The sequence below is a fragment of the Microlunatus soli genome (assembly GCF_900105385.1).
Lineage (GTDB): Bacteria > Actinomycetota > Actinomycetes > Propionibacteriales > Propionibacteriaceae > Microlunatus > Microlunatus soli.
Genome location: NZ_LT629772.1, coordinates 3,070,567 through 3,081,879, shown reverse-complemented (window position 1 = coordinate 3,081,879; position 11,313 = coordinate 3,070,567). Strand labels below are relative to the sequence as shown.

General features: G+C 67.6%; 12 protein-coding genes. 5 read left to right on the top strand and 7 right to left on the bottom strand.

Features of this window, described 5'->3' with window-relative positions; translation table 11 throughout:
• Nucleotides 1-17: 17 nt before the first annotated feature.
• Together BLU38_RS14155 and BLU38_RS14150 are read left to right on the top strand one after the other, a co-directional pair.
• Nucleotides 18-953: an anti-sigma factor family protein gene (locus tag BLU38_RS14155; RefSeq protein ID WP_091525763.1), complete on the top strand. Its 936-nt coding sequence runs from the start codon at nucleotides 18-20 to the stop codon at nucleotides 951-953.
• Between the two features lie 112 nt (nucleotides 954-1,065).
• A complete protein-coding gene (locus tag BLU38_RS14150; RefSeq protein ID WP_091525761.1) occupies nucleotides 1,066-1,737 on the top strand; it encodes a ParB/RepB/Spo0J family partition protein in 672 nt (223 codons plus the stop codon).
• A gap of 59 nt (nucleotides 1,738-1,796) precedes the next feature.
• Here BLU38_RS14150 and BLU38_RS14145 read toward each other — a convergent pair whose 3' ends face one another.
• Nucleotides 1,797-2,201, bottom strand: coding sequence for an adenylyltransferase/cytidyltransferase family protein (locus BLU38_RS14145; protein WP_091525759.1), 405 nt, complete (start codon nucleotides 2,199-2,201; stop codon nucleotides 1,797-1,799).
• Between the two features lie 437 nt (nucleotides 2,202-2,638).
• On the opposite strand from BLU38_RS14145, the gene trxB reads away from it, so the two are divergent.
• Nucleotides 2,639-3,610 carry a thioredoxin-disulfide reductase gene (gene trxB, locus BLU38_RS14140; protein ID WP_091525757.1) on the top strand — a complete coding sequence of 324 codons (972 nt, stop codon included), beginning with the start codon at nucleotides 2,639-2,641 and terminating at the stop codon, nucleotides 3,608-3,610.
• A gap of 64 nt (nucleotides 3,611-3,674) precedes the next feature.
• Nucleotides 3,675-3,998 carry a thioredoxin gene (trxA, locus tag BLU38_RS14135; RefSeq protein WP_091525755.1) on the top strand — a complete coding sequence of 108 codons (324 nt, stop codon included), beginning with the start codon at nucleotides 3,675-3,677 and terminating at the stop codon, nucleotides 3,996-3,998.
• Between the two features lie 99 nt (nucleotides 3,999-4,097).
• Here the strand turns inward: trxA and manD are convergent, their stop codons facing one another.
• From manD to BLU38_RS30910, 6 genes are all read right to left on the bottom strand, one after another.
• Entirely contained in the window at nucleotides 4,098-5,336 is a 1,239-nt protein-coding gene (gene manD, locus BLU38_RS14130) for a D-mannonate dehydratase ManD (protein ID WP_091525753.1), read from the bottom strand.
• A 76-nt stretch (nucleotides 5,337-5,412) separates the two neighbouring features.
• On the bottom strand, nucleotides 5,413-6,738 hold the full coding sequence (locus BLU38_RS14125; protein WP_091525751.1) for a mannitol dehydrogenase family protein: 1,326 nt from the start codon (nucleotides 6,736-6,738) through the stop codon (nucleotides 5,413-5,415).
• A gap of 4 nt (nucleotides 6,739-6,742) precedes the next feature.
• Nucleotides 6,743-7,969, bottom strand: a complete 1,227-nt coding sequence (locus tag BLU38_RS14120; RefSeq protein ID WP_231920341.1) for a Gfo/Idh/MocA family protein — start codon at nucleotides 7,967-7,969, stop codon at nucleotides 6,743-6,745.
• Between the two features lie 87 nt (nucleotides 7,970-8,056).
• Nucleotides 8,057-8,554 (bottom strand): OsmC family protein, encoded by a 498-nt coding sequence (locus BLU38_RS14115; protein WP_091525749.1) that lies wholly within the window; start codon nucleotides 8,552-8,554, stop codon nucleotides 8,057-8,059.
• A 109-nt stretch (nucleotides 8,555-8,663) separates the two neighbouring features.
• On the bottom strand, nucleotides 8,664-9,374 hold the full coding sequence (locus BLU38_RS14110) for a GNAT family N-acetyltransferase (RefSeq protein WP_091525747.1): 711 nt from the start codon (nucleotides 9,372-9,374) through the stop codon (nucleotides 8,664-8,666).
• Nucleotides 9,371-9,565 (bottom strand): hypothetical protein, encoded by a 195-nt coding sequence (locus BLU38_RS30910; RefSeq protein WP_157683455.1) that lies wholly within the window; start codon nucleotides 9,563-9,565, stop codon nucleotides 9,371-9,373. The genes BLU38_RS14110 and BLU38_RS30910 overlap by 4 nt, the downstream gene beginning before the upstream one ends.
• A gap of 307 nt (nucleotides 9,566-9,872) precedes the next feature.
• On the opposite strand from BLU38_RS30910, the gene BLU38_RS14100 reads away from it, so the two are divergent.
• Nucleotides 9,873-11,207, top strand: a complete 1,335-nt coding sequence (locus tag BLU38_RS14100; RefSeq protein ID WP_231920340.1) for an aminotransferase-like domain-containing protein — start codon at nucleotides 9,873-9,875, stop codon at nucleotides 11,205-11,207.
• The last annotated feature ends 106 nt before the right edge of the window (nucleotides 11,208-11,313 follow it).

Here is an 11,313-nt window from a genome sequence, read left to right as displayed (position 1 = left end):
GTGGAAGGAGGTCCGCGATGACAACAGCCCCGACGACCGGCGGACCGACCGGTCCCGCGGCCGGACACATCGACATCGAGGAGCTCTCCGACGCCGCCGAAGGACTGGTCGCGCCGGAGCGCCGCATCGACATCGACGCCCACCTGGCCTGGTGTGTCGACTGCCGGGAAACCGCGACCGCGCTGACCGAGGTCCGCGATCTGCTGGCCGCGGAGCCTGCGGTGCCGATGCCGGACGCGGTCTACTCCCGTCTGCAGGCCGGACTGGAGGCCGAGCAACGCAGCCGGGACAGCGAACGGTCCGGACCCCGTACATTGTCCGGGCCGGGCGCCCCGTCGACACCGGACCCGTACGGCAGCGGGCCGTCGTATCAGGACGGCAAGTTCCGGCCGGGGAAGTATCGCGCCCACCATCCCGGCGCCGAACCGCAGGAACTCGGAGCCGACGATCAGGAGGGTGAACGAACCAGCGGCCATGCCACTCCGGCCGTCGGACCTGTGCAGCGTCCGGCCAAGCCGCGGCTTGCCGACCGCTTCAACCAGACCCTCACGCCGCGGTCCGGGCTGCGGGCCAAGCTGGCCGGCGGTGCCGCGGGTGCGGCGTTGTTGGCCACCGCCGTCGGGTTCGGCGGCTACCTGACGAGTTCGTCGATCGGTGCTGCTGAGCCGTCGACGGATCGACCGATCATGGTCGCGGAGGGTTCGTTGCATGCCTCCGCCGCTGCCGCCGAGGAACAGGGTGATCTTGACCCGCACCGGTTCACCCGCGCCTGGAACTGCGCCCGCGACGTGACCGACGGCCGGATCACCGGAATCACGTCGATGGTGCTGGACCAACGATCGGGCTATCTGGTGATCCTCCGCGACCGGGGTGAGACCCGTGCGGTCTTCGTGTCCGGCTGCGACACCGACAGCCCGTCGGCCGGGCCGCACGTCGACCTCGGCCGCGGCTGACCTCACCGAACCGGCCCGGTGATCGACCGCCGGACGGAATACCTCTCCCCTGCCGTGGGTTGGCCCGGACAGGGGAAACCTGCTGTCCTGGCGACGACGCCGAACGGGCCTGATGCCGCCGGACGCCGCGCTGTTGGCGCTCGGCGACGGCGGCTCGATGGGGCGTTGCCACAGCGACGTACCGCTGGACCAGGTGGTCGGCTCGGTCTCACGGCCCGACGACTTCGACGCCGACTTCAGACCGCGACACCGGCATCTGGCCGACCGGCTGGACCGGGTCCGATCCGCCCTGGCCGGCGGTGAGTTGCTGCCGCCGGTGGAACTGATCCGGCTCGGTGACCTGTACTTCGTCGCCGACGGACACCATCGGGTCGCGGCGGCACGGGAGGCGGGCCGGTTGCTGATCGACGCCCGGGTGTTGACGATCTGCACGGTCGCGTACGGGATGGCCTGTCTGCGACTGGCCCATTTGCGGAGCAAGGCCGCCGAACGCGAGTTCCTGCTCCGGGTCCCGTTGCCCGATCCGGTTCGTCGTGACCTGTGGCTGGATCGCCCGGCGGACTGGCTGCGGCTGGCCGACGCCGCCGAAGCGTGGGGATATCGGCATGCGCTGGAATGCGGTCGGCCGATGGACCGGGCCACGCTGGCGATGACCTGGTGGAACGACGAGGTCGTCCCCGAGCTGGATCGGCTGCGGTCGGACGGGATCGGCGTCGATCTGCGCGACGTCGAGCTCTATTCGACGGCGCTGAACCGCCTGGAACGGGTGGGCGTCGGGTCCTGACCGGCGAGTCGGCTGCCCCGCCCCTCGTCAGGAACCCGCCTGGTCGGGATCGCGCCTGGTCAGGAACGCGTGGTGGCGATGTGCTCGATCAACGCCGTCGTCGAGATCGACGGCGTCCGCGGCAGGTAGACGACCTTGGCCAGGTCGGAGCAGAAGTCGAACTTGCCGGCCCAGTCGTCGCCCATCACCAGCACGTCGGCCTGGTGGTCGGTGATGTACTGCCGTTTGAGGTCGAGGCTCTCTTCGACGAACACCTCGTCGACCGACTTGAGGTTGGAGACCAGTTCCAGCCGCTCGTCCTGGCTGAAGACCGGATTGCGGCCCTTCTTGGAGAAGTTCAGGGCATCGGAGGAGACGCCGACGACCAGTCGGTCGCCCAACTCGGCAGCCCGATTCAGGACCCGGACGTGACCGACATGCAGTACGTCGAAGGTCCCGAACGTGATCACAGTGGTGTCTGCCACGGTTACCTCTCCCCAACACGTCAGATGGTTAACGCTCGGCCAACCCTACGATTGTCACCGACAAGCGACCAATTCATCATCATTTCGTCGCCGTCGGTTCAACGTCGTCGTCCGGCGGGCCGATCCGGCTGGCACCGGCCTGCGTCGGCTGGCCGCGCTGCAGTGGAGTTGACCCGCGGTCCGGCCCACCCTTGCCCGACCGTGCCCGGAGGAAGTGGGGTTCGTCGGTGCTGCGGCCGCGGTCGGAATATCCGTCCGGAGGAGTCGGTTAGAACCCAGTGCACGGTGCCGGACGCGCACCGGTTTTCGGCTCGGGTCCGGGTAGGGTGACCTGCGAACCGCGGCCCGGGATGCGGCAGCCGACACCTTGTCGGAACGGCACCGGAGCACGGCGCAGCAGCACCCGCGGAGGCCAGCGGGCAGGGAGAAGGAGATCGATGGGCAGCGAGATTCGCGACGTCATCATCGTCGGCAGCGGACCGGCTGGTTACACGGCGGCGGTGTATGCCGCACGGGCGGAGCTGAAACCGCTGGTGTTCGAAGGATCGATCACCGCCGGTGGAGCGCTGATCAACACCACCGAGGTCGAGAACTTCCCCGGTTTCCCCGACGGTGTGATGGGTCCGCAGCTGATGAGTCAGATGCGTGACCAGGCCGAGAAGTTCGGTGCCGAGCTGATTCCCGACGACATCGTCGCGATGGATCTGACCGGCGAGATCAAGACCGTCACCGACACCGAAGGCACCGAGCACCGGGCCAAGACGGTGATCCTGGCGATGGGTTCGGCCTACCGCAAGCTGGGTCTGCCCGACGAGGATCGGCTGAGCGGACACGGCGTCTCCTGGTGTGCCACCTGTGACGGATTCTTCTTCCGGGACAAGGACATCGCCGTTGTCGGCGGTGGCGACTCCGCGATGGAGGAAGCCACCTTCCTGACCCGGTTCGGCCGCTCGGTGACGATCGTGCACCGACGCGACGAGCTCCGGGCCAGCAAGATCATGGCCGACCGCGCGTTGGCAGATCCCAAGATCAACTTCGCCTGGAATTCCGAGGTCGCCGCGGTCAACGGCGGCGATGCCGTGCAGTCGATCACGCTGCGCGACACCCAGACCGGTGCCGAGCGGGAGCTGGACATCTCCGGCCTGTTCATCGCCGTCGGCCACGACCCGCGGTCCGAACTGGTGGTCGGTCAGATCGACCTGGACGACGAGGGATACGTCCTGACCGACGGCAAGAGCACCCGGACCAACATTCCGGGGGTGTTCGCCTGCGGTGACCTGGTCGACCACACCTACCGGCAGGCCATCACCGCGGCCGGCAGCGGATGTGCGGCCTCGCTGGACGCCGAGCACTACCTGGCCGATCTCGCCGACGCCGGCACGGTGGCCGAGCCTGCCGTGGTCGGTTGAGCCCGGCAGGAACTACCGAACTTCGCAGCAACAACAAGCCTGACCGAACAGCTAGGAGCAACAGATGGGTGCAGTCAGCGACGTCACCGACGCCGACTTCGAGAACACGGTGCTCAAGTCCGACAAACCCGTGATGGTGGACTACTGGGCAGACTGGTGCGGGCCGTGCAAGCAGGTCAGCCCGATCATCGAGGAACTCGCCGACAGCTACGGCGACAAGGTGACCTTCGTCAAGATGGACACCAACACCAATCCGGTGACCCCGGCCAACAATCACGTCCTCGGGTTGCCCACCATCCAGGTCTACGTCGGCGGCGAGCTGGTCAAGGCGTTCAAGGGCGCCAAGTCCAAGTCGGTGCTGAAGGGCGCGATCGAGGAATACCTCTGATCCCTGCGTTCGGCAGATCGTGAAGACCCCGGAGCTTCGGTTCCGGGGTCTTCTGCTGTCCGGGGAGTCATGGACCCTTCGTCACCGGACGACGCCGTGTCACCAATCGTGAACGGTGCCGTCTGCCAGCCGGTTGTAGGGCAGGTAGGCGGTTTGGTACGGATACTTCCCGGCCTCGTCGACGTCGAGCTCGACACCCAATCCCGGGTTGTCCCCCGGATGCAGGTAGCCGTCGGTGAAGGTCATCGACTGCCGGAAGGTGGCGTTGGTCTTCGCCCCGTGCGGCATGTATTCCTGGATGCCGAAGTTGTGGATCGCCATCCCCAGATGCAGTCCGGCGGCGAAGCCCACCGGTGAGATGTCGGTCGGGCCGTGGATGCCGGATCGGATCTGATACTGGCCGGCGTACTCCAGGATCTTCTTCAGTTGGGTGACACCGCCGGTGTGGGTGATCGCGCTCCGCACGTAGTCGATCAACTGTTCTTTGATCAACAACTGGTAGTCCCAGACCGTGTTGAAGATCTCCCCGATCGCCAACGGCGTGGTGGTGTGCTGCCGGACCAGCCGGAGCGCCTCCTGATTCTCCGCCGGTGTGCAGTCCTCGAGCCAGAACAGGTCGTAGGGCTCCAACGCCTTGCCCAGCTTGGCCGCCTGGATCGGTGTCATCCGGTGGTGGCCGTCATGCAGCAACGGGACCTCCGGACCGAACTCGTTGCGTACGGCTTCGAAGACGGTCGGCAGATGCCGCAGGTAGGACCGGGTGTCCCAGTCCTCCTCCGGCGGTCGAAGCGCCCGCTGCGCCGGCTCGTAGTGATGTTCCCGGCCGTCACCGGCATCGGTCGTCGGCTTGGCCGGCACGCCGTAGATCGACCGCAGCCCGGGCACTCCGGACTGCACCCGGATCGCCCGGAAACCGTCGGCCTGATGCTCGCGGATGCTGTCGAAGAGTTCCTCGTTGTCCTTACCGCTGGCGTGCCCGTAGGCCAGCAGCCCGGTCCGGCTGGCGCCGCCCAGCAACTGGTACAGCGGCAGCCCCGCCTGCTTGGCCTTGATGTCCCACAGCGCGACGTCCACCGCGGCGATCGCGGCCATCGTCACCGGACCGCGCCGCCAGTAGGCGCTGCGGTACAGGAACTGCCAGGTGTCCTCGATGTTCTGCGGATCCCGGTCGATCAGCAACGGCACGATGTGCTCGTTGAGGTAGGCGACGACGGCCAGTTCGCGGCCGTTCAGGGTGCCGTCACCGAGCCCGGTGATGCCGGAATCGGTGGTCAGCTTCAGGGTGACGAAGTTGCGATCCGGGCTGGTGGTGATCACCTCGGCCTTCTTGATCAACATCGCTGTCCCTTCCTGTGCTCGGCGTGCGCGGGTCGTCGTCCGGTCGGGTCCCATCGAGTGGGCCGTTTCGGTGGTCTCAGGTCAGGGCGTGAAGTTGATCATCGATCGCCTTGGCGAGCTCATGATCATCAACAAGGTCCTGGCCGAAGAAGTCCAGCATGACAGGGATCCTGGACCGAGCCGTATCGGCCCCGGCCGCGGCGAACCGGCTGATCAGCTCCGCGACACCTTGATCGTTGACCCGGTCGGTGCCGAGATGGATCAGCCAGCCGGCCAGCGTCGCCGGGGTGCCGGGGTCCAACGGCTTGCCGGCCGCGCGGCGGGCCCGGTAGATGCCCAGGGTCCGATTCGGCAGTTTCTGCGATCCGTCGCCGGCGATCTGGATCAGGTTGTGCCGGATCCGCGGGTTGCGGAATCGGATCCGCAACGCCTCGCAGGCAGCGCCGATCTCGGCGTCGTCGAACGGCAACACCTCACCGGCGGCCGACCACAGCGCCTCCAGCAGGTCGGTGCAGCGCGGATCGGCCATCGCCTGATCGATCGTCTCGTGGCCCAACGCCAGCCCGTAATAGGCAAGCATCGAGTGCCCGGCGTTGAGCAGCCACAGCTTGCGCTGCTCGTACGGTGCGACATCGTCGACGATCGTCACCCCGACCTGCTCCCAGGCCGGCCGCCCGGCCGGGAAGTCGCCGGCGATCACCCATTCGGTGAACGGCTCGCAGACCACCGGCATGTTGTCCACGGTCTGGGCCGACCCCTGCTCACGCAGCCAGCGGGTGGCGAGTTCACGGTCCTGATCGGTGGTGGCCGGCGTGATCCGATCGACCATCGTGCTCGGGAAGCTGACCGAGGATTCGATCCAGGAGGCCAGCGTCGGGTCCCACTGCTCCGCCAGACCGCGGACCCGGCCGGCCAACACTTCACCGTTGCCGGCCAGGTTGTCGCAGCTGATGACGGCGACCGGGCCGAGGCCGGCCCGCGAACGGGTCTGCAGTCCGTACAGCAGCCGGGACATCGCCGAGCCGGGCTGTTCGGCCCGGAGCGCGGGCAGATCGGCATCGGTGATCCGATAGCCCGCTTCGGTGATCGTCAGCGTGACGAACTGCAGGTCCGGCACCAGCCAGGCGCCGGCCCACGCGTCGAGGTCGGAGCCTGCCGACGCGGCCCGGATGGTGTCGATCAGCTCCAGCTGGTCACCGTCGGCGCCGCGCTCGATCAGCGTGTAGCCGTAGCCCTGGGCCGCCAGGGTGTCGGCGGCGTCCGGCTTGCGGCCGGTGAAGGCGTGGATGCCGGTCTGCTCGCCGGTCGCCTGCTCGGCACGGTAGGTGTAGAAGGCCTGATGGGCACGATGGAAGGCGCCGAGCCCCATGTGGATGGAGCGGGGCCGGTTCTGCTCACTCATCGGGTCAGCCGGCGTTGACGGTGACGGTCAGGTCGTCGTACTTGCCGTTCAACACGTCGTCGAACGCGACCGGCTGGCCGAGGGTCGCCGAGACGTACAGCGAACGGACCAGCGCCAGCGACAGCAGCGCCTCCTCGACGGTGACCAGCGGCTGACTGCCGTTCTGCAGCGCGGCCGCGATGTCGTCGTACTGCCGGGAGTGACCGGCGACGAAGCCGTCCGGCTTGTTCCGGCTGCCGGTGAACTCGTCGCCACCGGAGGCCTTCTCCCCGAGCATCTCTTCGGCCTGATTGCCGGTCCGCTTCGCCTCGCGCAGGTTGTCCGACACCGCACCGTCACCGGCGTGGAAGTAGCGCAGCTCGTCGTTGTCCAGAATGGCCGAGCCGAGCGATCCGTGCACCTGCACCCGGGCGGTCAGCCCCGGGTAGGCGGCGGTGGTCATGTGGATGGCGGCCAGTGCGCCGGACTCGAAGCGGACGGTCGCGGTAGCGGTGTCCTCGATCTCGATCCGTTCGTGGGCCAGCTGAGCGGTGTGCGCGACCACCTCGACCGGTCGGCCGAGGAACCAACGCAGCAGGTCGACGGTGTGCACGCCCTGGTTCATCACCGCACCACCGCCGTCCAGCGCCCAGGTGCCGCGCCAGTCGCCGGAGTCGTAGTACTGCTGGCTGCGATACCAGGCCATCGTCGCCAGCCCCGAGGTGACCCGACCGAAACGATCCTCCTGGACGGCCTTGCGGACTATCGCCGCACCGGTGTCGAACCGGTGCTGACTGATCACCGAGACCAGCTGCCCGTTCGCAGCGGCCTTGGCGGCGACGTCGGCGAACTCCCGGCCGCGAGCGACCGAGACGTCCAGCGGCTTCTCCAGCACGACGTGTTTGCCGGCCTCGATCACCTCCGTCGCGTTGTCGATGTGGTAGCCGCTCGGGGTGCAGACCACGGCCAGGTCGACGGTGTCGGACTCCAACGCTGCCGCGATCGAGTCGTAGATCACCGGTTCCTCGGCGCCCAACTCGACCACCTTCTTGGCGACCGCTTCGGTTGCCTCCGGCTTCGGATCGACCAGGGCGGTCACCACAAAATCGGGATGCTTGGTGAGCACGATCCCGTGATGGATACCGATCACGCCACAACCGATGATCAGAGCCCGGGTGGGTGTCGAGGTCGATGGATCTGTGGTCACGAGTGCTGCGCTCCCGCCGTCGTTGCCGTCTGTCTGGTTCTCCACCGCAGAACGCTAGGCAGGCCAGGAACGGTTTGGCAAGCGTTTGCCACGAGTTTCCAGCGGTCCAGGGTTCGGCCGTGGGGTCGGCGATCAGGCTCCGGTGACGGGCTCGCCGCGCAGGCTGTCGGCGATCGGCGTACCGACCTCGACGGTACGGCCGACCGTGCAGAGCCGATCATGGGACTGCTTGATCGAACGCCGCAACACCTCTTCGGCCTTCCGGCCGCCCTCGTCGTCGGGGAAGCTGACGTCGAAGTCCAGCAACAGATCGGTCAGCCGATTGCCCTGCTCGTCGGCAATCTTGTTTCCCGACGCCGTGGCGCTGAAGGTCGTCGGTTCGGACCGCTTGCCGGTGATGAAGTCCACATCGATCGCGCTGCAGGCGGCGATCGCGGCCAACAGCAACTCGACCGGAGTGAACTCCTCGCCGCCGCTGCCGACCGAGATCGTGCCACCGCGCTCGTTGATTGCGGTGTAGCTGCCCTTGCTGGTCCGTTCGATCGTCACGCTGCGCAGGTTGCTCGACTGCCCGGCCGTGTTCCGGTCCTGATCTGAGCCGCCGGTCGGTGCGGGTGCGGGATTGGTCATGCTCCGAGCTTGCCACGGCCCGTTCCTCGGCGGCCGTCGGCGCCCGTTCGATCTCAGTCGGGCGATCTCATGCGGGCGATCTCAGGCGGGCGATCTCAGGCGGGCGATCTCAGGCGGCGGGGGTCAGGCGACGGGTATCGGGCGAATTCGTCGTACGGCGTTGGAAGCCGGCGGGCTGCGCCGGGCCGGGTTGTTTGACCAGATGGGTCAGTCGCGACCAGGCAGCGGCCAGGTCCGGCCGCCAGCGGACGGTACCGGCGATGTCCAGCCGCAAGGTCGGCGTGATCGGATGCGGGCGGACGATCCGGAAGCCGACCGCCTGCCAGAAGCGCACCGGCAGCAGCGTCATCGCGGCGTCACGGCCGTCGGCATGCGGTAGCGCCGGCGTGCCGAAGGTGCCGATCACCTCGACCAGGCCGACCTGCCTGCGGTGCAACTGCGCGATCGCCGTACGGACCAGTTCCTTGCCGATCCCGCGGCCGCGGTAGGCCCGGCAGACCGAAACGTTGACCAGCACCGCTGCGTCCTCGCTGAAGGCGTCAGCCGAACTGCCCCCCAACGCCGGCAACGCCACCTCGGCGACCAGTTCGGCCGGCGCATAGGTCAGATAGCCGGTGATCTCGCCGCCGAGCTGGGCGGAGACACCACAACTGCCCCACAGGTCGGTGACCTCGGTCAGCCACTGCGGCATCCGCTCGTCAGCCCGTCCGAAGTGATCGGTGCGCGCGCGCCGGGTGAACCCGAAACCGCAGTGCTCGCAGGGGTCGGCGATCTGGCTGAGGGTGCTCGGCGTCAGCGGGCGGTACCGTGGCGCGCTCATCGGCGGGGGTCCTTCGCACGATCATCTCGTCGCCCGGCATCGCCGAACCCGCCGACTCCGGGTTCTCGGCGGGGCTGGGAGAGTCCGGCCGCGAACCCGGCCAGGATCCCGAAGGTGATTCCGGCGGCCAGCCAGAGCGTCCAGCGCACTGCCCGCCGAGCCGGCGGATTCCACACCCGTGCCTGACTCATGCTGCCCATCGTAGTGAGGTGCTGACAGTTCTCGCGCTGTCCGGGTGTGATCAGTTTCAGCCTGAATCCACCGATCTGCGGCGTAGCGAGCGGCAGCAGACGGGTGCATCGATCGGGGGCGCGCAGTAGCGGCAGATCGGTGGATTCAGGTTCAGCCAAGACCCCGGGCGACAGGGTCGTGTCCGGGACCGTCAGGCCCGTCGTGTTCCCGGTTGTGTCACCGGTCGCGCCACCGGTCGTTTCACTGGTCGTTTCATTGGTCGGGGCGCCGCCGCCGAGATCACTGTCCGGCACTTATCGTGGTGGAGTGACCACGCGGCCCCTCCCCGATCGATCCGGTGTCCCGGCGCCACGAGACACCCGACTCGATCCGTACGTCGGCAGCTATGCCGAGCGCACCCACCAGATGTCCGCATCGGCGGTCCGGGCGCTGTTCGCCGTCGCCAATCGGCCGGAGGTCGTCTCACTCGCCGGTGGGATGCCCAACCTCGCCGATCTGCCGTTGGACGCGATCGGCGACACCGTCGGTCGACTGATCGTCGAGCAGGGCCAGCGGGCGATGCAGTACGGCTCCGGCCAGGGCGAGCCATTGCTCCGCGAGCAGATCTGCGAGGTGATGGCGGTCGAGGGTATCGCCGCCAGCCCCGACGACGTGCTCGTCTCGGTCGGCTCACAGCAAGGGCTGACGCTGCTCACCCAGATCTTCTGCGATCCCGGCGACGTAGTGCTCTGCGAGGCGCCGAGCTATGTCGGCGCGCTCGGAGTCTTCCGGACCTACCAGACCGAGGTCAGCCACGTCGCGATGGATGATCATGGTCTCGACCCGGTCGCGCTGCAGGAAGCGATCACCGCCGGCAGAGCGGCCGGCCGGCGGATCAAGTTCCTCTACACGATCCCGAACTTCCACAACCCGGCCGGCATCAGCCAGACGATGCAGCGCCGCCAGCAGATCCAGCAGATCTGTGCCGAGGCAGGGATCCTGATCGTGGAGGACAACCCGTACGGCCTGCTCGGCTTCGACCGCGATCCGGTGCCGGCGATCCGCTCGTTGGACTCCGACGGTGTGGTCTACCTGGGCACCTTCTCCAAGACCTTCGCCCCCGGCTTCAGGATCGGCTGGGTGTTGGCGCCGCACGCGATCAAGGAGAAGCTGGTGCTGGCCCAGGAATCGGCGACCCTGTGTCCGCCGATCTTCTCCCAGTACACCGTCTCGGCCTACCTGCAGGACTACGACTGGCGCGGGCAGATCAAGAAGTTCAACGCCCTCTACCGGGAACGCCGCGACGCGATGCTCGCCGGACTCGAGGCACACCTCCCGGCGAGCACCTCCTGGACCCGTCCGGAGGGCGGATTCTTTGTCTGGTTGACGATTCCACCGGAGCTGGACGCCGAGGCGATGCTTCCTCGTGCCGTCTCCGCACGGGTCGCCTACGTCCCGGGGAATGCGTTCTACGCCGACGGTCTCGGCACCCGGCACATCCGGCTGTCCTACTGTTTGCCGACACCGGAGGCGATCATCGAGGGAACCCGGCGACTCGGTGAAGTGATGAACCACGAGCTCTCGATCAACGAGGTCTTCGCCAATCCTCGCAGTCAGCACTCCGTGCAGCCCTACGAGGCGCCCGGTCCCGATCAGAAATGATCATGGTTCTCGGAACCGCCGGCCGATGATCGACTCGTGGATCCGGCTGCCGTCCGATATTGATCATGGTCCGAGCGATCAGCCGTTGTTGATCTTGGAATGAGGT